19 protein-coding genes and 1 tRNA gene are annotated in these 21908 nt (G+C 71.2%); 13 read left to right on the top strand and 7 right to left on the bottom strand.

Annotated elements, in window-relative coordinates; all coding sequences use genetic code 11:
* Window positions 1-62: 62 nt before the first annotated feature.
* The 5 genes from ACXKZF_RS06815 to ACXKZF_RS06835 are packed head-to-tail and all read left to right on the top strand — an operon-like array spanning window position 63 to window position 6229.
* The gene (locus tag ACXKZF_RS06815) at window positions 63-1691 is read left to right on the top strand and encodes a carboxyl transferase domain-containing protein (protein ID WP_488985776.1); all 1629 of its coding nucleotides are present in this window, start codon (window positions 63-65) and stop codon (window positions 1689-1691) included.
* Complete coding sequence (locus ACXKZF_RS06820) at window positions 1688-3772, top strand: acetyl/propionyl/methylcrotonyl-CoA carboxylase subunit alpha (RefSeq protein ID WP_488985777.1); 2085 nt, start codon at window positions 1688-1690, stop codon at window positions 3770-3772. The genes ACXKZF_RS06815 and ACXKZF_RS06820 overlap by 4 nt, the downstream gene beginning before the upstream one ends.
* Entirely contained in the window at window positions 3769-4944 is a 1176-nt protein-coding gene (locus tag ACXKZF_RS06825; RefSeq protein WP_488985778.1) for an acyl-CoA dehydrogenase family protein, read from the top strand. The genes ACXKZF_RS06820 and ACXKZF_RS06825 overlap by 4 nt, the downstream gene beginning before the upstream one ends.
* Window positions 4941-5408, top strand: coding sequence for a MaoC family dehydratase (locus ACXKZF_RS06830; protein WP_488985779.1), 468 nt, complete (start codon window positions 4941-4943; stop codon window positions 5406-5408). The genes ACXKZF_RS06825 and ACXKZF_RS06830 overlap by 4 nt, the downstream gene beginning before the upstream one ends.
* Window positions 5405-6229 (top strand): HpcH/HpaI aldolase/citrate lyase family protein, encoded by an 825-nt coding sequence (locus tag ACXKZF_RS06835; protein ID WP_488985780.1) that lies wholly within the window; start codon window positions 5405-5407, stop codon window positions 6227-6229. Before ACXKZF_RS06830 ends, ACXKZF_RS06835 begins: the two co-directional genes overlap by 4 nt.
* 92 nt (window positions 6230-6321) lie before the next feature.
* Here ACXKZF_RS06835 and ACXKZF_RS06840 read toward each other — a convergent pair whose 3' ends face one another.
* Window positions 6322-6909, bottom strand: a complete 588-nt coding sequence (locus tag ACXKZF_RS06840) for a histidine phosphatase family protein (protein ID WP_055955047.1) — start codon at window positions 6907-6909, stop codon at window positions 6322-6324.
* 103 nt (window positions 6910-7012) lie between these two features.
* The gene (locus ACXKZF_RS06845) at window positions 7013-7861 is read right to left on the bottom strand and encodes a Sir2 family NAD-dependent protein deacetylase (RefSeq protein ID WP_055955044.1); all 849 of its coding nucleotides are present in this window, start codon (window positions 7859-7861) and stop codon (window positions 7013-7015) included.
* 111 nt (window positions 7862-7972) lie between these two features.
* Here ACXKZF_RS06845 and ACXKZF_RS06850 point away from each other — a divergent pair, with 111 nt between their 5' ends.
* Window positions 7973-8779 carry a TrmH family RNA methyltransferase gene (locus ACXKZF_RS06850; protein WP_488985781.1) on the top strand — a complete coding sequence of 269 codons (807 nt, stop codon included), beginning with the start codon at window positions 7973-7975 and terminating at the stop codon, window positions 8777-8779.
* Window positions 8780-8812: 33 nt separating this feature from the next.
* On the opposite strand, the gene ACXKZF_RS06855 is transcribed toward ACXKZF_RS06850, so the two are convergent.
* Window positions 8813-9574, bottom strand: a complete 762-nt coding sequence (locus ACXKZF_RS06855; protein ID WP_488985782.1) for a hypothetical protein — start codon at window positions 9572-9574, stop codon at window positions 8813-8815.
* Window positions 9571-10431, bottom strand: coding sequence for an SGNH/GDSL hydrolase family protein (locus ACXKZF_RS06860; protein WP_055955034.1), 861 nt, complete (start codon window positions 10429-10431; stop codon window positions 9571-9573). The genes ACXKZF_RS06855 and ACXKZF_RS06860 overlap by 4 nt, the downstream gene beginning before the upstream one ends.
* 576 nt (window positions 10432-11007) lie before the next feature.
* Here ACXKZF_RS06860 and ACXKZF_RS06865 point away from each other — a divergent pair.
* Entirely contained in the window at window positions 11008-12867 is a 1860-nt protein-coding gene (locus ACXKZF_RS06865) for a DEAD/DEAH box helicase (protein ID WP_488985783.1), read from the top strand.
* A gap of 239 nt (window positions 12868-13106) precedes the next feature.
* On the top strand, window positions 13107-14186 hold the full coding sequence (locus ACXKZF_RS06870; protein WP_055955026.1) for a VIT1/CCC1 transporter family protein: 1080 nt from the start codon (window positions 13107-13109) through the stop codon (window positions 14184-14186).
* Window positions 14187-14327: 141 nt separating this feature from the next.
* Here ACXKZF_RS06870 and ACXKZF_RS06875 read toward each other — a convergent pair whose 3' ends face one another.
* Window positions 14328-15374 carry an isopenicillin N synthase family dioxygenase gene (locus tag ACXKZF_RS06875; RefSeq protein WP_488985784.1) on the bottom strand — a complete coding sequence of 349 codons (1047 nt, stop codon included), beginning with the start codon at window positions 15372-15374 and terminating at the stop codon, window positions 14328-14330.
* Window positions 15375-15557: 183 nt separating this feature from the next.
* Window positions 15558-15643, bottom strand: a tRNA-Leu gene (locus tag ACXKZF_RS06880).
* A gap of 203 nt (window positions 15644-15846) precedes the next feature.
* On the opposite strand from ACXKZF_RS06880, the gene ACXKZF_RS06885 reads away from it, so the two are divergent.
* Both ACXKZF_RS06885 and ACXKZF_RS06890 read left to right on the top strand, forming a co-directional pair.
* Window positions 15847-17148 (top strand): M20/M25/M40 family metallo-hydrolase, encoded by a 1302-nt coding sequence (locus ACXKZF_RS06885; RefSeq protein WP_488985785.1) that lies wholly within the window; start codon window positions 15847-15849, stop codon window positions 17146-17148.
* Window positions 17149-17156: 8 nt separating this feature from the next.
* Window positions 17157-18005, top strand: coding sequence for an undecaprenyl-diphosphate phosphatase (locus ACXKZF_RS06890; protein WP_488985786.1), 849 nt, complete (start codon window positions 17157-17159; stop codon window positions 18003-18005).
* A 100-nt stretch (window positions 18006-18105) separates the two neighbouring features.
* Here the strand turns inward: ACXKZF_RS06890 and ACXKZF_RS06895 are convergent, their stop codons facing one another.
* Window positions 18106-18978, bottom strand: coding sequence for a PAC2 family protein (locus tag ACXKZF_RS06895; RefSeq protein WP_055955013.1), 873 nt, complete (start codon window positions 18976-18978; stop codon window positions 18106-18108).
* Window positions 18979-19202: 224 nt separating this feature from the next.
* Between ACXKZF_RS06895 and ACXKZF_RS06900 the strand changes: the two genes are divergently transcribed.
* The 3 genes from ACXKZF_RS06900 to ACXKZF_RS06910 are packed head-to-tail and all read left to right on the top strand — an operon-like array spanning window position 19203 to window position 21874.
* Window positions 19203-19901 carry an HAD family hydrolase gene (locus ACXKZF_RS06900; RefSeq protein WP_055955010.1) on the top strand — a complete coding sequence of 233 codons (699 nt, stop codon included), beginning with the start codon at window positions 19203-19205 and terminating at the stop codon, window positions 19899-19901.
* A complete protein-coding gene (locus ACXKZF_RS06905) occupies window positions 19898-20917 on the top strand; it encodes a tRNA (adenine-N1)-methyltransferase (protein WP_055955007.1) in 1020 nt (339 codons plus the stop codon). The genes ACXKZF_RS06900 and ACXKZF_RS06905 overlap by 4 nt, the downstream gene beginning before the upstream one ends.
* A gap of 9 nt (window positions 20918-20926) precedes the next feature.
* A complete protein-coding gene (locus ACXKZF_RS06910; protein ID WP_243223140.1) occupies window positions 20927-21874 on the top strand; it encodes an FKBP-type peptidyl-prolyl cis-trans isomerase in 948 nt (315 codons plus the stop codon).
* Window positions 21875-21908: the final 34 nt, after the last annotated feature.

Here is a 21908-nt window from a genome sequence, read left to right on the forward strand (position 1 = left end):
TTAGCCAACATTAACTGAACTGGACGGGCTCGTCGACGATGCAAGCCCGAGACGGAGCCGCCATGAGCACAGCACCGGTCATCGCAACACCTCCGACCGCAGACACCCCCGACGTCTCCCGGCGCGCCGACGACACGCGGCCGACGCAACGGAGCCTCGCCCAGGCCCTCCGCGAGACCCTCGCCCGCACCGCCCGCGGCGGCTCGGACGTTGCGCGCGAACGCCACACGGCCCGCGGAAAGCTCCTCGCGCGAGAGCGCATCGACCGGCTCCTTGACGAGGGCAGCCCCTTCCTCGAGGTCGCTCCGCTGGCCGCCCACGGCCTATACGACGGCGGTGCCCCCGCCGCGGGCGTCGTCGCCGGCATCGGACTCGTGCACGGGCGACACGTGATGGTCGTCGCCAACGACGCGACGGTGAAGGGCGGGGCGTACTTCCCCCTCACGGTCAAGAAGCACCTGCGCGCGCAGGAGATCGCGCTCGAGAACCGCCTGCCCTGCATCTACCTGGTCGACTCGGGTGGGGCGTTCCTGCCCCTGCAGGACGAGGTGTTCCCCGACCGCGACCACTTCGGCCGCATCTTCCGCAACCAGGCGCAACTGTCGGCCGCGGGCGTGCCGCAGATCGCCGCGGTCATGGGCTCGTGCACGGCCGGCGGTGCCTACGTCCCCGCGATGAGCGATGAGAGCGTCATCGTCCGGAACCAGGGGACGGTGTTCCTGGGCGGCCCGCCGCTGGTGAAGGCCGCGATCGGCGAAGACGTCACGGCCGAACAGCTCGGCGGCGGCGACCTGCACGCCCGCCGATCGGGCGTCGTCGACCACCTCGCCGACGACGACGAGCACGCGCTCGAGATCGTGCGCGACATCGTCGCCACCCTGCCCCCGACCCCCGCACCGGTGTGGGAGGTGCGCACCGCCCACGCCCCGGTACGACCGCCGGAGGACCTCTACGACATCGTTCCGGTCGACGTCACCCAGCCCGTCGACATGCGGGCCGTCATCGACACCCTCGTCGACGCAGGCTCCCTGCACGAGTTCAAGGCGCTGTACGGCGAGTCCGTCATCACGACCTTCGCACGCCTGCACGGTCACCCCGTGGGCGTCATCGCCAACGACGGCGTGCTCTTCAGCGAATCGGCGCTCAAGGCCGCGCACTTCATCGAGCTCGCCGACCAGCGCGGCATCCCCCTGCTGTTCCTGCAGAACATCACCGGATTCATGGTCGGACGGGACGCCGAGGCCGGCGGCATCGCGAAAGACGGCGCCAAGATGGTCACCGCGGTCGCCACCACCCGCGTCCCCAAGCTCACCGTCCTCGTCGGAGGCTCCTACGGCGCCGGCAACTACGCGATGTGCGGGCGGGCCTACGACCCCCGGTTCCTGTGGACCTGGCCCGCGAGCCGCATCTCGGTCATGGGCGGCGCGCAGGCGGCATCCGTGCTGTCCACCGTGCAGCGCGACCAGCGCGCCGCGCGCGGAGAGGAATGGACGGACGCCGACGACCGGGCGTTCCAGCAGCCCATCCGCGCCCGCTACGACGAGCAGGGCGACCCCTACTACGCCACCGCCCGCCTCTGGGACGACGGCGTGATCGACCCCGTCGACACGCGCACGATGCTCGGGCTGGCACTCGACGTCGTCAGCCGGGTGCCCCTGGCCGACCGGGGCTTCGGCCTCTTCCGGATGTGATCCCGGTGACAGATGTGCACGGCTCACGCGCTCCCCGTCCCTTCGACTGCGTCCTCGTCGCCAACCGCGGCGAGATCGCGCGCCGGGTGTTCCGCACCCTGCGCCGGCTCGGCATCCGCTCGGTCGCGGTGTACACCGACGTGGATGCCGAGGCTCCCCACGTGCGCGAGGCCGACCACGCCGTGCGCGTGCCGTCATACCTCGACGTCGACGCCGTCGTCGCCGCCGCGGCGTCGTCCGGTGCCGATGCCGTGCACCCGGGATACGGGTTCCTCAGCGAGAACGCCCGTTTCGCGCGCGCGTGCGCCGAAGCCCGCGTGGTGTTCGTGGGGCCGGGCGTCGAAGCGCTCGAGGTCATGGGCGACAAGATCCGCGCGAAAGCACACGTCGCCGCCCACGACGTGCCGGTCGTGCCGGGGTTCTCGGCGAACGGTCTTTCCGATGCCCAGATCACCGCCGAGGCCGGGAGAGCGGGCTTCCCCCTGCTCGTGAAGCCCTCCGCCGGCGGCGGCGGCAAGGGGATGACGGTGGCCACCGGCCCCGACGACCTCGCCGCAGCGCTGGCCACCGCCCGCCGCGTGGCCACGGCCGCGTTCGGCGACGACACCCTGCTGCTCGAACGGCTGCTGGAACGCCCGCGCCACATCGAGGTGCAGGTGCTCGCCGACGCGCACGGTACGACCCTCTCGCTCGGCGAACGCGAATGCACGCTGCAGCGGCGGCACCAGAAGGTGATCGAAGAGGCCCCCTCGTCGGTGGTGGATGCCGACACCCGCGCGCGCCTCGGTGCGGCCGCCGTCGCCGCCGCCCGCAGCGTCGGCTACCTCGGAGCGGGGACCGTGGAGTTCCTCGTCGCCGGCGACCGGCTCGACGAGCCCTTCTTCATCGAGATGAACACGCGCCTGCAGGTCGAGCACCCCGTCACCGAGCTCGTGACCGGCACCGACCTCGTGGAGCAGCAACTGCGGGTCGCCGCCGGGTACGCGCTCGACCTGCCGGAGGTCCGTCTCCACGGTCACGCGGTCGAAGCGCGGGTGTATGCCGAGACACCGTCCCGCGGATACCTCCCCGCGACCGGGACCGTCACGCTGTGGCATCCGGGATCCGCCCGCATCGACAGCGCGGTCGAGACCGGCAGCGTCGTCAGCGCCCACTACGACCCGATGATCGCGAAGATCATCGCGCACGGCCCCGACCGGCCGACCGCGCTGGCCCGGCTCGATGCCGCGCTCGCCGAGACCGTCGTGCTCGGCGTCGACACCAACATCGCCGACCTGCGGGCACTGCTCGCCGACCCCGCCGTGCGCGCGGGAGACCTCGACACGGGGCTCCTCGACCGGCGGGGAACGCCCGAGGTGCCGCAGCCGACGGAGGGTGCGCTCGCGGCGGTGGCCGCGCGGGTGGTGTCGGGTCCGGATGCCGGGAGCGTGGGCGACGGCTCGGTCTGGGATCGCGTCGGCGCCTGGCAGGCTGGGGGAGCGACAAGCCCTCGCGCGGTGACGCTGGAAGACGATGCCGGACGAATGCACGCGGTCGCGCCGGCCGAGGTCGACGCTCGCGTGACGGGCGGTCCGGTCGAGTACTGGGTGCACGCAGCGGGCGGAGCGCATCGGCTGCGGGTGGTCTCGCGCCGGGACGCCGCTGCGCGTCGCCGAGCCGCCGCGGGCCGAGCGCCCGGAGCCGTCGACCCCGAGCTCGTCGCTCCTCTCCCCGGAACCGTCGTCGCGGTGCACATCGCCGATGGGGACGTCGTCGAGGCCGGTGCCCGGCTCGTCACGATCGAGGCCATGAAGATGGAGCACACTGTCATCGCACCGCACGCCGGCACGGTGCTGCTGCGCACGACGGCCGGCGCCCAGGTCGCCCGCGATGCGGTGGTGGCGACGGTGACGCCGGGAGCCGAGGTTCCTGCGCCCGTCGATGGGCCCGGGGCCCCCGGTGCCCCGGCGCCGGGGACGTCGACAGGCTCAGCCACCGGCGCTGTTGCAGCCACCGGAGCTCGCGCGCGACCCGGACCGCACGATCCCGCCGATATCCCGGCATCCGCCCTCATCCCTTTCCACAAGGAGACCCTCTCGTGAGCATCGACACCCAGCAGTCCTTCACCGACGACGAGCGAGAACTCAGCGCGATGGTGCGCGAGTTCGCCGACGAGGTGATCGCGCCCCGCTCCTACGAGGCCGACCGCGCGCACGCGCTGCCGCTGGACATCGTCGCGCAGATGGGTGAGCTCGGCCTGTTCGGCCTGCCCTTTCCCGAGGAGGTCGGCGGGCAGGGCGGCGACTACGCCAGCCTCTGCGTCGCGATCGAGGGCATCGCCCGCGTCGACCAGTCGCTCGCCATCACCCTCGAAGCGGGAGTGGGCCTCGGCGCCATGCCGATCTACCGGTACGGCACCGAGGCGCAGAAGGCCGAATACCTCCCCGACCTCGTGGCCGGTCGCGCGCTCGCCGGGTTCGGGCTCACCGAAGCGGAGGCAGGCAGCGACGCCGGGGCCACGCGCACCACGGCGCGGCTCGACGGCGACGAATGGGTGATCGACGGGTCGAAGCAATTCATCACCAACTCCGGCACCGCCATCACGCGCTTCGTGACCGTCACGGCCGTCACCGGCCGCACCGGCGCCCGCCCCGAGATCTCCACGATCATCGTGCCCAACGGCACGCTCGGATTCACCGTCGGCCCCGCCTACGACAAAGTCGGCTGGAACGCCAGCGACACCCACCCGCTCACCTTCGACGGTGTGCGCGTCCCCGCGTCGAACCTGCTGGGCGAACAGGGTCACGGCCTCAAGAACTTCCTCCGCACGCTCGACGAGGGTCGCGTGGCCATCGCCGCCCTCGCCACGGGCGCGGCCGAGGGCTGCCTCGAAGCGGCCGTCGACTACGCCCGCAGCCGCGTCGTGTTCGGCGAGCGGCTGTCGACGCGTCAGAGCATGCAGTTCCTGCTCGCGCGCATGCATGCCCGCGTGCACACCGCGCGCCTCGCCTGGGTGCACGCCGCGCGCCTATGCGACGCGGGCAAGCCGTTCTCGGTGGATGCCGCGGTGGCGAAGATGACCGCGAGCGACGCCGCGATGGCCAACGCACGTGATGCGACGCAGGTGTTCGGCGGAAACGGGTTCATCAACGAGTACCCCGTCGCGCGTCACTACCGCGACTCGAAGATCCTCGAGATCGGCGAGGGGACGACCGAGGTGCAGCTCATGGTGATCTCGCGTGCGCTGGGACTCACCGGTACCGTTGCCGCATGATCGAGCAGCGCGGCCTTTTCCTCGAGGAGTTCGTCGTCGGTGAGAAGTACGCGCACCGACCGGGGCGCACCGTCACCGACGCCGACAACGTGCTGTTCACCACCCTCACGATGAACACGCAGGCCCTGCATCTGGATGCCGCGTTCTCGGCGACCCAGCCGTTCGGCCGTCCGCTCGTGAACTCGATGTGGACGCTGTCCACGCTCATCGGCCTCTCCGTGGCGCAGCTGACGCAGGGAACGCTCGTCGCGCAACTGGGCCTCACCGATGTGAGTTTCCCCGCGCCGCTGTTCGTCGGCGACACCCTCACGGCCGAGACCGAGGTGGTGTCGGTGCGGCCCTCGGCATCCCGCCCGGGGCAGGGGGTCGTCGTGCTCGCCCACACGGGCTGCTCGCAGAACGACGAGGTGGTCGTCACCGCCACGCGCACCGTGCTGGTGTGGGCGAAGGACGGCACGGAGTGAGCGAGGCGTCCGACACGCGAACCCCGTTCGGTCTCGGGCCGGCCCTGTTGTTCGTTCCCGGTGACCGCCCGGAACGGCTGCCGAAGGCGCTGGAACGAGCGGATGCCGCCATCGTCGACCTCGAAGACGCCGTCGCTCCGCACGCCAAGACCGTTGCCCGTGAGGCGATGGTCAGAGCAGACCCCGATCGCGTGATCGTGCGAGTGAACGGGCCCGAGACGCCCCACTTCCCGCGTGATGTCGCCGCCCTCCGGCAGACCCGCGTGCAGACGGTCATGGTCGCGAAGGCCGAAGACCCGGCATCCCTCGCCCCGCTCGCCGACTACGACGTGATCGCCCTGTGCGAGACCGCGCGCGGGGTCGCCGCCGCGGAGCAGCTCGCGGCGCTGCCGCAGGTCGTGGCACTCATGTGGGGAGCCGAAGACCTCGTCGCCAGCCTCGGCGGCACCTCGAGCCGGTTCCCCGACGGCACCTACCGTGACGTCGCCCGCGTGGCCCGGGCCCGCGTGCTGTTGGCGGCGGGAGCGTGCGGCAAGCGCGCGATCGACGCGGTGCACGTCGACATCGCCGATCTCGAGGGACTCGCATCGGAGGCTCGGGATGCCGCGGCCTCAGGGTTCGTGGCCACCGCGTGCATCCACCCGGGGCAGGTCGCGACGATCCGCGACGCGTATGTGCCGCCGCCCGCGGAGGTCGCGTGGGCGCGAGGCGTGCTCAAGGCCGCGGGGGGCGAGTTCGCCGCCTTCCGCTACGAAGGGCGGATGATCGACGAGCCGATGCTGCGTCACGCCCGGTTGCTGCTGCAGCGTGCGCGAGAGTAGCGGGCACGCGCACGCGGACATGGTCGAGCACACGTCGCGGTCGCTGCGGCGGACCCAGGACCGGGCGAGGCGGACGCCCTCCGGAGGCCTTGTCAGCTCGCGACGCCGGCGTAGGCCAGCATCTCCCAGGCGTCGCCGTCGAGGCGGAACGTGGTGGCCGAGCAGTTGGGCAGGCGCTCGCCCTCGCGGGGGAACGCCCCGTCGGTGGCGAACATGATGACCTCGCGGATCAGCGCGCCGTGCGCGACCGCGATGACATCGACACCCTCGGGTGTCTCGGCGACGACCTCGGCGAGGGCGACGAGCGCGCGTTCCCGCACCACCGGCCACGTCTCGGCGTTCGGCACGTCGGCGGCATGCCACGGACCGTAGGTCTCGGAGAAGGTGGCGACGTCGAGTCCCTCGGCGTCGCCGTAGGAACGTTCCTGCAGTCCCGGCATCCGCCGGCTCACGGTCGTGCCCAGGGCCGCGGCGATCACGTCGGCGGTCTCGGCCGCGCGCGAGAGATCACTCGAGACGATGACCACCTCACGGCCGGCGTACTCGGTCGCGAGACGCTCGGCGAGTTCGCGCGCCTGGCCGCGGCCGGTGTCGTTCAGGGGGATGTCGGTCGAGCCCTGGATGCGCCCCCCGGAGTTCCAGTCGGTCTCACCGTGTCGCACAAGGGTCAGGATCGTCACCGTTCGAGCCTAACGGAGCGGGGGATCAGTCGGTCCGGCCCCGCGAGCGGACCCTCCCGTGAGCTCGCGTCGGAGACGTGGGGCGCGGAGGAGATGCGGGCTGTCAGAGCAGCCCGGGCAGTCGTTCTGCGAGCGCGCGAAGGGCGTCGGTCGTTCCGCCGTCGACCTTCACCGTTGCCCGCTGATCGGCACGGGTCTCACCCCTGTTGACGATCACGACCGGCAGGCGCTTGCGTCGAGCGCGCTCCACGAGCCGGATGCCGGAGTTCACCACGAGCGACGACCCCGCCACCACGAGCGCGTCGCTGGTGTGCACGAGCTGCTCGGCCTCGCGGAACTTCTCGACCGGGATGTACTCGCCGAAGAACACCACGTCGGGCTTCAGCGTGCCGCCGCACACCGAGCACACCGGGACGACGAAGCCGTCGGCCGATGCCGGCGTCACGTCGCCGTCGGGACCCAGCTCGACGTTCTCGGGAAGACTGATCCACGGGTTGTCGGCCTCGACGCGCTCGGCGAGGTCGCGACGGTCGAAGACCTGCCCGCACTGCAGGCAGCCCACGCGGCGCATGGTGCCGTGCAGCTCCACGACACGCCCGCTGCCCGCACGCACGTGCAGACCGTCGACGTTCTGCGTCACGACACCGTTCGCCACCCCCGCGGCCTCGAGATCGGCGAGGGCCCGGTGCCCGTCGTTCGGCTCGGCCGCGGCGAACACCTTCCACCCGAGGTGGCTGCCCACCCAGTAGCGGCGGCGGGCGTCGGCGCTGGCGAGGAACTGCTGCGCGGTCATCGGCGTGCGCGTCGGCGCGCCCTTGCCTCGATAGTCGGGGATTCCCGAATCCGTCGACACACCCGCGCCGGTCAGCACCGCGATGCGCCGGCCGGCGAGCACCTCGACAGCCCGATCGATGGATGCCGAGAACCCGGCATCCTTCGTCGTGTCGGTCATGCACACCTCCGTCGCACCGAGTCTAAGGTGGGGCGCCGACACCGGCTCGCACGGTGGGCGTCGCACACCTCCCGCGTCCGGCATCCTGTGCTCGGCTGGCACGATGGGACGATGCCCGTCATCTCCCTCGACTCCGTCGGCGACCCGCGTCTCGCCGACTATCGCGACCTCACCGACGTGTCGTTGCGCCGCGTGACGGAGCCGGCGGGTGGCCTCTACATCGCCGAGTCGTCCAAGGTGCTCGACCGCGCGCTCCGCGCCGGTCATCGACCCCGCTCGGTCCTCGTGCAGGAGAAGTTCCTCGCCGACGCCGTCGCCCTCGTGGGCGAGGATGCCGAGGTGTACGTCGTCCGGGCCGAGGTCGCCGAGCAGGTCACCGGGTACGCCGTGCACCGGGGGCTCCTGGCATCCATGCACCGTCCGGCCCTCGCATCCGTCGCCGAGGTCGTCGCCGGAGCGCGACTGGTCGTGGTGCTCGAAGACATCGTCGACCACACCAACATCGGTGCCGCGTTCCGGTCGGCGGCCGCCCTCGGAGCGGATGCCGTGCTCGTCACGCCGCGCTGCGCCGACCCGCTGTACCGACGCAGCGTTCGCGTGAGCATGGGCACGGTGTTCCAGGTGCCGTGGACGCGACTCCCCGAATGGTCGGAGGCGAAGCCCCAACTGGTCGACGCGGGCCTGCATCTCGCAGCCCTCGCGCTTTCCGACGACGCCGTCACCCTCGACGCGTTCTCGGCCGCCGGGCACGAGCGCGTCGCCCTGCTGCTGGGAGCCGAGGGCGACGGGCTCAGTCGAAGCGCGCTCGCCGCTGCCGACTCGATCGTGACGATTCCGATGGCCGGGGGCGTGGACTCCCTCAATGTCGCCGCGGCGAGCGCGGTCGCGCTGTGGGAGCTGGGGCGCGGGCGGCGCTGATCCACGCGAGGCGGCCGCTGGACGGCGGCGCCGCTACCTCGCAGAGAATTGAGCGGGAGGTCCCGGCCGGTCCGGCCCTTCGCCGTCGGTAGAGGGCGGCGGCCCGGTCACCGTTCGCTCGCGATACCAGCGCTCCGACTCCGCGGCGGCGCGTACCCGGGAGTCGGGGTCGTTCTCGAGCGCGGTGATCACATCATCGGGGAGCTCCTGCTCTCCGGCCAGGTACCACCGGTCGATGACCGATCCGGCGCGCAGAACGCGGCGGGCACGGTCATCGTCGCGGGGAAGTCCGTCGTCCGGCGTGTCCTCGCGCTCGATCGCGAGCTGCAGATTCGCCGGCGCGAGCACCTTTCCCGGCTGGTGATCGGGCCGTACGTACAGAGAGATGACCACGTCGCCGCCGCGCCATTCCAAGGGGTACGTGGCCATCCAGTCACCGATAGTCCAGCGGGTGTCGTGGAGCGTCCACCCCGACCAGTCGTCTCCGTCGGTGCGGAAGGACCAGCGTTCGGGTCGGGCGGACAGGAAAGACGCCACCGCCTGCGCCCGTATGCGGACCTCGGTCTCGTCGCCCTCGAAGAACACCGAGACGTTGGGCGCCCACGCCGACGAGAGCAAGTCCCAGTCATCGGTACCGAAGCGACCGCTCTCGACCTCGGGCGTCCACCCGGCATCGGTCAGCGCCGCGGCGAGAGACTCGGCGTCGCGTAGCAGGGTGTCGGCGTCAGCGACCTGGAGAAGCGCCCGTACGGCGTCGGGCAGCGGGGCGGGAGCGTCGGTCGACACGGCCGTCACACCGGCGTCTCGGGCGACGCTGTGGCATCCCTTCCCGGGGCGAGCGTCGTCATGGGCAGCGGCTCGGGTCGTTTGGCGTGCACGTGGTCGCCCGACGACTGGTGTCGCAGGCGTCGCAGCACCCAGGGCATGAGGTACGAACGCGCCCACACCAGGTCTTTCTCTCTTGCGGCGCGCCATGTGGTGGCGGTGAGGGCTTCCGGCTGGTGCGGCTGGAGGTCGTTGGGAACGTTCAACGCGCGCAACACCATGCGAGCCACCTCGTGGTGGCCGAGCGCGTTGTAGTGCAGTCGGTCATCGTCGAAGAAGCGCATGTCCTGCACCTCTTTCAGCCCCCACTGATCGGCGACGACGCAGTCGTGGGCGTCGGCGATCGCGCGGATGTTCTCGTTGTAGATCGCCACCTTGCCCCGGATGCCGCGGAACACGGGCGTGAATTCGGTGTCGATGGCCGTGAACACCACGACGGTCGCATCGTCGCGGCGGAGGCGCACGACGGCGTCCTCGAACTGCTGCGAGACCGCGTCGGGATCGGTGCCGGGACGGATGACGTCGTTCCCCCCGGCGGAGAAGGTGATCAGGTCGGGCTTGAGCGCCAGCGCGGGCTCGATTTGGTCGGCGACGATCTGCGCGATGAGCTTGCCGCGCACGGCGAGGTTCGCGTAGGCGAAGTCGTCGACCTGTGCGGCGAGCACCTCGGCGACACGGTCGGCCCAGCCGCGATGACCGCCGTCGGGCACGGGATCACCGATGCCCTCGGTGAACGAGTCGCCCAACGCGACGTAGCGCCGCCACGGGTGCGGACCGGGGTTGTCGAGCGAGGGCGAGGTGCGGGGCGAGTGCGGATCGAGTGTCATTCGAAACCTCCGCTCCCAGGCTAACCCCGGCCTCCGACATCGCCCGAGTGTCCGGTTCCAGGTGCCGGGGACCCCCACGCATAAACACGGTTCGTGCCCGTAAACACGTCGTCGTCGCGTTTCTGCGCACGAATCGTGTTTATCGCCGACGGGAGCAGGGAACCGCTCACAGGACGACGCCGAGAAGCGCAGAACCGCCTATCGTGGATGTTCGCGCTCGCGTGGGAAGGAGGTTCGATGCTGGAGGCAGAAGCCCGCACCCCGAACCCTCCGCCCACCGAGGTCTCCGCCCCGGCGGAGAGACCGAACATCGCGAGCCCCGGCCCGGTAGCGAGCCCAAGTCTGGTCGCGAGCCCAGGCCTTGTAGCGAGCCCCGGCCATAACGCGAGTCCCGCCCCGGTAGCGAGCCCAGGTCTGGTCGCGAGCCCCGGCCCCGTCGCGAGCCCCGGCCCCGTCGCGAGCCCCGGCGCCGTCGCGAGCCCCGCCCCGGTAGCGAGCCCCGACCCGGTAGCGAGCCCCGGCCCCGTCGCGAGCCCCGACCCGGCACACGCCACCGCCCCCGTCGCCGACCATGCGGTGCCGGGCGAGGAACCCCTGCCCGCCGACGGCGCCGAGCCCCACTTCGGCTCCTTCGCCGCCGAGCACCTCTCGCCCTCGTTCCCGCAGCGAGCGCCGTGGGGAACCGCCCAGCGCCTCCGCGCGTGGCAGGCCGAGGCGCTCGATCTGTACTTTGGCCTCGACGGACCCGACGGTGAGGGCAAAGGTCCCCGCGACTTCCTCGCCGCGGCCACCCCCGGCGCCGGCAAGACGACGTTCGCCCTGCGCCTGGCATCCGAGCTCATGCGCCGCCGAGTCATCGACCGCATCGTCGTCGTGGCCCCCACCGAGCACCTCAAGACCCAGTGGGCCGAGGCGGCCGCGAGGGTCGGCATCCGACTCGATCCGTTCTTCTCCAATCGCCACGCGACGCCGTCCCGGCAGTACCACGGGGTCGCGGTGACCTACGCGCAGGTGGCGGTCAAAGCCGAGGTGCACCAGCGTCTGACCATGGATGCCAGAACCCTGGTCGTCCTCGACGAGGTGCACCACGGCGGCGACGCGCTCAGCTGGGGCGACGCCCTTCGCGAGGCCTACAACCGCGCCACGCGGCGCCTGCTGCTGTCGGGGACGCCGTTCCGCAGCGACACCGCGCCCATCCCGTTCGTGGAGTACCACCCGAACGCCAAGGGCATCCGCCTCTCGCGCACCGACTACGCCTACGGCTACCGGCGCGCCCTCGACGACGGTGTCGTCCGCCCGGTCTTCTTCCTCGTCTACGCGGGTCAGATGCGCTGGCGCACCAAGGCGGGTGAGGAGATGGAGGCCCAGCTCGGGCAGGACAACACCAAAGACATCACCTCGCAGGCGTGGCGCACCGCGCTCGACCCGAACGGCGACTGGATTCCCGCCGTGCTGCGCTCCGCCGACCGACGCCTGACCGAGGTGCGCGAGACGGTCCCGGATGCCGGGGGACTCGTCATCGCGACCGATCAGACCGCCGCGCGCGCCTACGCCGCCCTCCTCGAGGACATCAGCGGCGAGAAGGTCACCGTCGTCCTCTCCGACGAAGCCGAGGCCTCGGGTCGCATCGAGACGTTCTCGAAGGGCACGAGCCGGTGGATGGTCGCCGTGCGCATGGTGTCGGAGGGCGTCGACGTGCCGCGTCTCGCGGTCGGCGTGTACGCCACGAGCGCCTCGACCCCGCTGTTCTTCGCCCAGGCCATCGGCCGTTTCGTGCGTGCACGTCGTCGAGGAGAGACCGCGAGCGTCTTCCTGCCCAACGTGCCCCAGTTGCTCGCCCTCGCCGGCGAGATGGAGGCGCAGCGCGACCACGCCCTCGACCGCGACAGCGACGCGGAAGATCAGTGGAACGCCGAAGAAGACATGATGGATGCCGCCGAGCGCGAAGACAAGGCATCCGACGCGCTCGAGCAGGAATTCGAGTATCAGGCGCTCGGCTCGCTCGCCCACTTCGACCGGGTGCTCTTCGACGGGCAGGAGTTCGGACAGCTCGCGGTACCGGGAACCATCGAGGAGGAGGAGTTTCTCGGCATCCCGGGCCTCCTCGAGCCCGATCAGGTGCACGAGGTGCTCATGTCGCGAGCGACCCGGCAATCGCGCCACCGCTCCACTCGCGAGGCGACCGAGAAGGAGAGCGGCGTCGAGCCGCCCCCGGTCGACGAGGGCGGGCTTCCCGCACCGCTGCACCGCACCCTGAAGGAGCAGCGGCAGCTCCTCAACACGATGGTCGGCCTGTACGCCCGGCAGAGCGGCGAGCCGCACGGCCTCGTGCACGCCGAGCTCCGGCGTATCTGCGGCGGTCCCGCCGTTTCGCACGCCACCGTCGCACAACTGCAGGCGCGCATCGACGTGCTGCGGCGGCGCGTGCACTCCTGAGGCGCACCGCGGTACCGGAGGAGCCACGCGACTCGGGACGCGCCGCGTGGCTCACGGGACAGCCGCGTCACCGGAAGCCGACGCCCCGCGTGCTTTCGCGGCGCCGAAATGCTGGCATCCACCCGTCGTCGTCCGCGTCTTTCCGGGCTTCGGAGGCCCGAAATGCTGTCAGTATCGGCCGACGCGCCCGGGGGAGCGGAACCGCCTCATTACGGTGGGGGACGACCCGAAGGAGCCCCGTGACGACCGTCGCCACCCCCACCGCCCGTGACCGCCGCCGCTGGGCGCACTATCTCGTCGACGAGCGTGCCGAGGCACGCGTCTACCGCGAACTCGCATCCCGGCGCAGCGGCGAGGAGCGCGAGATCCTGCTCGCGCTCGCCGAGGCCGAGGGTCGCCACGAGCAGCACTGGATCGACCTGCTCGGAGAGCAGCCGCACCGATTGCCGTCCGCGGGCCTCAGCACCCGCATGCTCGCCTGGATGGCCCGCCGCTTCGGCTCCATCTTCGTGCTGGCCCTCGCGCAGAACGCCGAGGCACGCTCGCCGTACGCCGACGAGCCCTACGCGACCCCGGCGATGGCGGCCGACGAGCGGGTGCACCACGAGGTGGTCCGCGGACTCGCCGCCCGTGGACGCCGCCGCCTCTCGGGGACCTTCCGTGCCGCCGTCTTCGGCGCCAACGACGGCCTGGTCTCCAACCTCGCCCTCGTGATGGGTGTGGGCGCCACCGGCGTCGCTCCCAGCTTCGTGCTCTTCAGCGGCATCGCGGGCCTGCTCGCGGGAGCCCTGTCGATGGGCGCAGGGGAGTTCGTGTCGGTCCGCTCCCAGCGCGAGCTCCTCGAGGCCACCGAAGAGAGCGACTTCGCCGACTCCGCTCTCCCTCACCTCGATCTGGATGCCAACGAGCTCGCCCTCGTCTACCGCACGCGCGGGATGGATCCGGATGCCGCCCTCGCGAAAGCCCGCGAGACCGTCACTGCCGCGCAGGCGGGAACCGCTCCGGTCGCGGCGGCTCCGGGGCAGTCCTCGCACGACGTCGTCGGCAGCGCGTGGGGGGCGTCGATCTCGAGCTTCCTGTTCTTCGCCTCCGGGGCCATCATCCCGGTGCTGCCGTGGATCTTCGGTATGTCCGGCCTCGGTGCGGTCGTGCTCGCGTTGGTGCTCGTGGGCATCGCCCTGATGGCCACCGGCGCGATGGTGGGTCTGCTCTCGGGAGCGTCCCCGCTCAAGCGGGGCCTGCGTCAACTCGCGATCGGCTTCGGTGCCGCCGCCGTGACGTACGTGCTCGGTCTGCTGTTCGGCGTGTCGGCCGCCTGACCCGCCGCCCGTCTCCGCCCTCTCATCGATAAACACGATCCGTGCGCGTAAACACGGCGCCACCGCGTTTCTGCGCACGGATCGTGTTTATGCGCGGACGCAGGCCGGCCCGCCGCGCCGCCGCCCCGCCGGGCGCGCTCCTCAGACGCGGCTCGCCGCCGCCACCCGCGCCGCCTCGCGCACGGCGCCGACGTTCTTGCGACCCGCGCGGGATCCGGCGAGCTTGGCCGTGATGTGCTCCCGCACGGTCACCGGGTCGTACAGGGCCGGCGCCTCGTCCGAGGTGAAATGCGGCAGCGGTGCGATCACCGCGTCGGCGTCGCCGTCGTGGAAGAACGCCGCCGACCGCCGCCGCTCGATCGTGCCGTCGACCACCGGGGGCTTCACCCGGTGCAGCGTCGACAACCACTTGTCATTCGTCAGCCGCGCCGCGACGTCGCCGAGGTTGACCAGCAGCGCCCCCTCCGCCGGCGAGACGTCGTTCCATGAGCCGTCCTGCCCGAGCACCTGCAGGCCGGCGACGCGATCGGCCCACAGCACGGTCACCAGTCCGAAGTCGGTGTGCTCGCCCATGCCCGTCAGCTCGGCATCCAGCTCGATCGATCCGGGAGGCAGCGCGTAGTTGTTCATCCGCAACACGTCGATCGAGTGCCCGGTGATGCCGTCGAAGAAGTCGTCGGACACACGCAACGCCGCGGCGAACACGCGGGTCAACGTCTGCGCCACCCGCCGCGCCTCGTCGTAGTACGCGCCCACCGCCGGCTCGAAGTCCGCCACGTCGTCGGGCCACGTGTTCTCGGCGTAGTCCGATGCCGTCGCGGTCGTTCCCGGATACTCCCGCCACGATGTCCCCACGTTGAACGCTTCGAAGAAATCGTTCATCCGTGTGACCGGATCGACGCCCAGGCTGTAGCTCAGCGACTCGCTCTTCGGGGGGCTGTATCCGCGGTTCTCGGCGCCCGGCCGCACGTACCGCTTCTTGGTGTCGAGGGGGAGGGTGAAGAACCGGTCGAGAGCGCCCGTCAGGTCGTGGATCACGGCGGGGTGGATGCCATGACCCACGACCTGCATGAACCCGACGGTGCGGCACGCGTGGTCGACGGCGGCGACCACGGCGGCGCGCGCGTCGGGCGATCCGGGTCCCACCCAGGCCGAGATATCGATCGTGGGCACACGGAAGGAAGCCATGTCTCGACGCTAAGCGCGTCGTGTCACGTCGGTGTTTCCGCGGCGTCACGGATGAGCGGGCGCGGTCGTGCACGGACGAGCGGATCCGGCGTGGGCCCAACCCCGCACGGGTTCGAAATCCTCCCACTCCCGCAGACAATGACGAAGGCCCCCGGGATGAACCCGGGGGCCTTCGTCATTCTGTGCGCGAGGGGGGACTTGAACCCCCACGCCCGTTAAAGGGCACTAGCACCTCAAGCTAGCGCGTCTACCTATTCCGCCACCCGCGCATTGGGTGTTTGTCGCTTGCGCAACGAGGAACGACATTACCACGCCGCCGACCGCGACTCGAACCGGTGCGCCGCCCCGGGCGCGTCCCATCGGCCGCACGCGGCCGACGACGGCGTGCGGTACCGGCGAGTTGCGCATCGCCCGTCCTCCCCGGGGCGACGCGCGACGGGAGAGGTCGCCGGGCCCCGGTACGGTAGTGCGCATGTCCGAGCGCCAAACCGTCGTCCCCGAAGTCGCACGCGTCGCGTCCGACCTCATCCGGTTCGACACCTCGAACTACGGCGGCGGTCGCGCCAACGGCGAGCGCGAAGCCGCCGAGTACGTCGGCGCCTACCTCGAAGGACTGGGCCTCGACACCGACTACTACGAGCCTGTCGAGCGCCGCACCAACGTGTGCGCCCGCGTTCCGGGTCGCAACCCCGACAAGCCCGCGCTGATTCTGCACGGGCACCTCGACGTCGTGCCCGCCGTCGCCGAAGACTGGAGCGTCGACCCGTTCGCCGGCGAGATCCGCGACGGCATCCTGTGGGGTCGGGGCGCCGTCGACATGAAGGACATGGATGCCATGATCCTCACCTCCGTCGCCGACCTGCTGCGCGCGGGGGAGCAACCCGAACGCGATGTGATCGTCACGTTCTTCGCCGACGAGGAGAACGGCGGCGTCGAGGGATCGGCGCGCGTCGTCTCGGACCGGCCCGAATGGTTCTCCGGCGCGACCGAGGCCATCAGCGAGGTCGGTGGCTACTCCATCGCCGTCGGCGACCGCCGTGCGTACCTGCTGCAGGTGGGCGAGAAAGCCCTGATCTGGATCAAGCTCATCGCCCGGGGACGCGCCGGCCACGGCAGCGGTCTGCACCCCGACAATGCCGTCACCCGTCTCGCCGAGGCGGTGACCGCCCTCGGGAAGACCGAATGGCCCATCCGCCTGACCGACACGACCGCCGCGCTCCTGGCGGGACTCGCCGAAATCACGGGCGATGACGCGGGCGATCCCGACGCGCTCGCGTTGCGCACCGGCGCGGCATCCAGCTTCATCCGCTCCACCTTGCGCACCACGACGAACCCGACCGGACTGACCGCCGGCTACAAGCACAACGTCATCCCCGACCGCGCCGAGGCGTTGGTCGACGTACGCGTGCTGCCGGGAACCGAGGCCGCCGCGCTGGCGGACATCCGCCGCATCGTCGGCGACGGCGTCGAGATCGAGATCGTCCATCAGGACATCGGTCTCGAGGTGCCCTTCGCCGGCGACCTGGTCGACGCGATGATCGCGCAGCTCGACCGCCACGACCCGGGTGTCCCCGTCGTGCCGTACCTCATGGGCGGCGGCACCGACAACAAAGCCCTCTCCACCCTCGGAATCTCCGGTTACGGATTCGCGCCGTTGCGACTTCCCGCCGATCTCGACTTCACCGGAATGTTCCACGGTGTCGACGAGCGCGTCCCCGTCGACGCGCTCGAGTTCGGTCGACGTGTTCTCGCCGACCTCCTCCGGACGTACTGAAGGACCGCATGCATATCTTCGAGGTCATCATCCTCGGGCTCGTTCAGGGCCTCACCGAATTCCTCCCCATCTCCTCGAGCGCGCACCTGCGCATCGTGGGGGAGTTCCTCCCGTCGCAGACCGATCCCGGCGCGACCTTCACCGCGATCACGCAGATCGGCACCGAGCTGGCGGTGCTGATCTACTTCCGCAAGAAGATCGCCCGTGTCATCTCGCGCTGGTTCGGCTCGCTCACCGGAAAAATTCCGCGCAACGACCCCGACGCCCGCATGGGGTGGCTCGTGATCATCGGCACCATCCCCATCGGCCTGCTGGGCGTGCTGCTGCAGAGCCTCATCCGTGACAACTTCCGCAGCCTCTGGATCACCGCCGCCGTGCTCATCGTCTTCGGCATCCTGCTCGGTCTCGCCGACCACTACGGCAAGCGCCGTCGCGAACTCGACGACCTCACCTACCCGCACGGCATCGCCTACGGCTTCGCGCAGGCGCTCGCGCTCGTGCCCGGCGTCTCGCGCTCCGGTGCGACGACGACACTCGGACGCGCCCTCGGCTACAAGCGCACCGCCGTGGCCGAATACTCGTTCCTGCTCGCGGTTCCGGCGGTCTTCGCCAGCGGCTTCTTCGAGCTGTACCGGAGTTTCGACGAGGGCACCGGGCCCTACAACCTGGGTGAGACGGCGATCGCCACGGTCATCGCCTTCGTCGTCGGCTACCTCGTGATCGCGTTCCTCATGCAGTACCTCAAGCGCGGCAGCTTCCTGCCGTTCGTGGTCTACCGCGTGATCCTCGGCATCGTGATCATCGTGCTCCTCGCGCTCGGGGTGGTGCCGGCCGAGTCGGCGATCATCGCGAGCTGAGTTCCGGATGCCACGAAGGCGCCGCTCCGATCGGGGCGGCGCCTTCGTCGTGTATCGGCGGCTTCGCGAACGGGCTCGACGGCCGGTTCGGAGCCGCGTGTCAGCGTCGGGGCGGATCGTCGCGGCCGGGCTTGGCGGGACCGTCGCCACCGCCGCCGCGGCGGAGGTACCGCTCGAACTCCTGCGCGATGGCGTCGCCGGACGCCTCGGGGGAGTCCCACGTGTCGCGCGTCTGCTCGAGCTGACGGATGTAGTCGCTCATCTCGTCGTCGTCGGCGGCCGCCGCGTCGATCGACGCCTCCCACTGCCGCGATTCGGCTTCGAGGTCTCCGCGCGGCACGGTGATGCCCGTGATCGATTCGAGGCGCTCGAGCAGTGCGAGCGTGGCCTTGGGTGATGGGGTGTGGCCCGCGACGTAGTGCGGCACGCTCGCCCACAGGCTCGCCGTCGGGATGCCGACCTGCTCCGACGCGTGGCCGATGGCGCTCAGGATGCCGACGGGCCCCTCGTAGAGGCTCCGCTCGAGCCCGAGCGACTGGCGGACGCCTTCGTTGTCGCTGCCGGCGAAGACCGAGATGGGTCGGGTGTGGGGGACGTCCGACATCATCGAGCCCAGGGCGACGAAGCCCGTGATGTCCTCGCGCAGGGCGACGTCGATGAACTCGGCGGCGAAAGCCTGCCAGGCGCGCGCGGGTTCGACACCGACGAGCAGCCAGATCTCGGCGTCGTCGGAGCGCTGTGTCGGGCGCAGCAGCTTCGCCTCCGGCCACGTGAGGGTGCGTCGGCCCTCGGCATCCAGTCCGATCTGCGGACGGGTGTACTGGTAGTCGAAGTACAACTCGGGGTCGACGGAGTGCACGACGTCGTACTCGACGTCGGCCCGCAGCATCGACGCTGCCGCCGAGGCGGCCTCCCCGGCGTCGTTCCACCCGTCGAACGCGGCGACGATGATCCGGCGACCCAGTGCGTCCACGCAACCTCCTCTGCCCCGTCGGGGCTGGATTCCAGGATAGGCGCACGCACGACGGCGCGGTCGGACGCCGCCGCCGTGCGCAACGGCGGATCGTTCCGGCGACACACCGAGGATGCCGGTGCGTGAACTGCGCGCCGAGGCCGGCATCCGCCGCTGTGCACGGGCGGGACGCCGCGCGGACCCGCGGGGACGGCGACGGTGCGCGCCCTGGATACGATGGAACGATGACTTCTCCGGCCCTCGCGGCGGTCCTGTGGGACATGGACGGCACGCTCGTCGACACCGAGCCGTACTGGATGGCCGCCGAGACCCCGCTGGTCGAGCGCTTCGGCGGCACGTGGTCGCACGAGCAGGCGCTGGGGATGGTGGGCCTGGCCCTCGAGGATTCCGCCCGCCTGCTCCAGAACGCCGGCGTGCCGTGGGGGACCGACGAGATCATCGCCTACCTGACCGATGAGGTGCTGCGCCAGCTCGCCGTCACCGGTGTGCCCTTCCGCCCGGGGGCCCGCGAACTGCTCGCCGACCTCAAGGCCAGCGGCATCAAGACGGCGCTCGTGACGATGTCGATGCGGCGCATGGCCCTCTCGGTCGTCGACCTGATCGATTTCCCCGCCTTCGACGTCGTCGTCGCCGGAGACGACGTCGAGCGTCCCAAACCCCACCCCGATCCCTATCTGCAGGCCGCCGCATCCCTGGGCGTCGACATCCGCGACACCGTCGCGATCGAAGACAGCCCCAACGGCCTGCGTTCGGCCGTCGCCAGCGGGGCCGTTTCGCTCGGCGTCCCGCTCATGGTGCCCCTCGACGGCGTCGGCGCCCATGCGCAGTGGCCCGACCTCGCGGGGCGGACCAGCACCGACCTGCGCGCGCTGCACGCCGCGCACGTTCAGACCCGCCCCGATGAGACGCGAGTGACCCGATGAGCGAGACCCCCCACCTGAGCGGCCCCTTCCGGGTCGGCGACCGGGTGCAGCTGACCGGCCCCAAGGGCCGCATGCACACCATCACCCTGCGCGAGCAGGGCGAGCTGCACACCCACAACGGCGTGCTCAGGCACGACCTGCTGGTCGACCAGCCCGACGGCAGCGTCGTGACGAACAGCTCCGGCCACGACTACCTCGCCGTCCGGCCGCTTCTGCGCGACTTCGTCATGTCGATGCCCCGCGGCGCCGCCATCGTCTACCCGAAGGACGCCGCGCAGATCCTCGCGCAGGCCGACATCTTCCCGGGCGCCACGGTCGTGGAGGCCGGTGTGGGCTCGGGCGCGCTGTCGCTGTGGCTGCTGCGGGCCATCGGTCCCGCCGGACGCCTGCTGTCGTTCGAGCGACGCGAGGAGTTCGCCGACGTTGCGCGCGCGAACGTCGAGACCTTCCACGGCGAGATGCCGGCGACCTGGCAGGTCATCGTGGGCGATCTCGTCGAGAGCCTCCCGGATGCCGTGGCCCCGGCATCCGTCGACCGCATCGTGCTCGACATGCTCGCCCCGTGGGAGTGCATCGATGCCGCGGCGGACGCGCTCACCCCCGGCGGCGTGGTGCTCTGCTACATCGCGACCGCGACCCAGCTCAGCCGCGTGGCCGAGTACATCCGTGCGACCGGCCTGTTCACCGAGCCGGATGCCAGCGAGACGATGGTCCGCGGATGGCACGTCGAGGGCCTCGCGGTGCGCCCCGATCACCGCATGGTCGCGCACACGGGCTTTCTCGTCACCGCCCGGCGGCTCGCACCCGGAGCGATCCCGCCCGAGGTCAAGCGTCGCGCGTCGAAGTCGAGCTACGGAGACGACGACGTGGAGCTGTGGACCCCCGGCGCCGTCGGCGACCGCGAGATCACCGACAAGAACCTGCGCAAGCGCGTGCGCGAGGCGCAGAAGTCCGCCGAGGGCGTGCGGCAGTCCGTCGCGGGAGCCGCGTCGGAGGAGCCCCGCCCGAGCACCTAAACTGTTCCGGTGCGCAGACTCCCCGCTCTCGTTGCCGTGACCGCTCTGGCCGGATTCGGCCTGGTCGGGTGCTCGGCATCCGCCGCCTCGTCGTGCCCGACGCCCACCGACAGCGCTATCGCGTCGGTCGTCGACGCCCCGGGCGAGGTCGGCTCGGTTCCCACCGTCTCGGTGCGGTCGCCGTTCGTCCCGTCGCAGGCGGGCACCGCCACCCTCGTCGAGGGCGACGGGCCGCGCATCACCACCGATTCGCAGCTCGCACTCGTCGACGTCACGGTGCTCGACGCCGCGTCGGGTGAGCAGCTGGTCGCGACGCCCTACAACTCCGACGTCGCAACGGCCACGCCGCTGCCGCGTCTCACCCAGGCGGTGCCCTCCCTCGCACCGCTGATGCGCTGCGTCTCCGAGGGATCGCGCGTGGCGGTCGCCATCCCGGGTGCCGATCTCGGCGCTCAGGGCGCGCAGGCGCTCGGGGTCGCCGAGGGCGACGGTGCGGTGTTCGTCTTCGACGTGCGCAAGGTGTTCCTGCCCGCCGCCGACGGTGCCGATCAGTACAACGCCGACTCGGGCATGCCCTCTGTCGTGCGTGCACCCGACGGGCAGCCCGGCGTGGTGATCCCCGCGGGAGACGCGCCGACCGAGGCCCGGTCGCAGACCATCAAGAAGGGCGACGGCGACACGCTCACCGCCGACTCCTCCGTGGTCATCCACGTGCAGGGTGTCGCGTGGGGATCCGACACGACCTTCGCCTCGACCTGGAAGAACGGCGCGCCCGGCCAGGCGACGGTGTCGGTGCTGCCGCCCGCGATGGCCGCGGCCCTCGAGGGGCAGACGGTCGGCTCGCAGGTGCTCATCGTCGTCCCCGCCGACCAGACGGCGCAGGACACGCAGATCCTGCAGGCGCCCGAGGGCACCGCCCTGGTCTACGTCGTCGACATCCTCGGTATCGCCGGCTGAGCGCAGCGCTCAGCTGCCGGCGACCAGCCCTCGG

It is taken from the genome of Microbacterium sp. ABR10, assembly GCF_057812175.1.

Excerpts from the sequence above, each read along its gene's own strand:
- ACXKZF_RS06815 (WP_488985776.1), top strand. The coding sequence starts at position 63 with ATGAGCACAGCACCGGTCATCGCAACACCTCCGACCGCAGACACCCCC.
- ACXKZF_RS06830 (WP_488985779.1), top strand. The coding sequence starts at position 4,941 with ATGATCGAGCAGCGCGGCCTTTTCCTCGAGGAGTTCGTCGTCGGTGAG.
- ACXKZF_RS06845 (WP_055955044.1), bottom strand. The coding sequence starts at position 7,861 with ATGACCGACACGACGAAGGATGCCGGGTTCTCGGCATCCATCGATCGG.
- ACXKZF_RS06850 (WP_488985781.1), top strand. The coding sequence starts at position 7,973 with ATGCCCGTCATCTCCCTCGACTCCGTCGGCGACCCGCGTCTCGCCGAC.
- ACXKZF_RS06860 (WP_055955034.1), bottom strand. The coding sequence starts at position 10,431 with ATGACACTCGATCCGCACTCGCCCCGCACCTCGCCCTCGCTCGACAAC.
- ACXKZF_RS06875 (WP_488985784.1), bottom strand. The coding sequence starts at position 15,374 with ATGGCTTCCTTCCGTGTGCCCACGATCGATATCTCGGCCTGGGTGGGA.
- ACXKZF_RS06885 (WP_488985785.1), top strand. The coding sequence starts at position 15,847 with ATGTCCGAGCGCCAAACCGTCGTCCCCGAAGTCGCACGCGTCGCGTCC.
- ACXKZF_RS06890 (WP_488985786.1), top strand. The coding sequence starts at position 17,157 with ATGCATATCTTCGAGGTCATCATCCTCGGGCTCGTTCAGGGCCTCACC.
- ACXKZF_RS06900 (WP_055955010.1), top strand. The coding sequence starts at position 19,203 with ATGACTTCTCCGGCCCTCGCGGCGGTCCTGTGGGACATGGACGGCACG.
- ACXKZF_RS06905 (WP_055955007.1), top strand. The coding sequence starts at position 19,898 with ATGAGCGAGACCCCCCACCTGAGCGGCCCCTTCCGGGTCGGCGACCGG.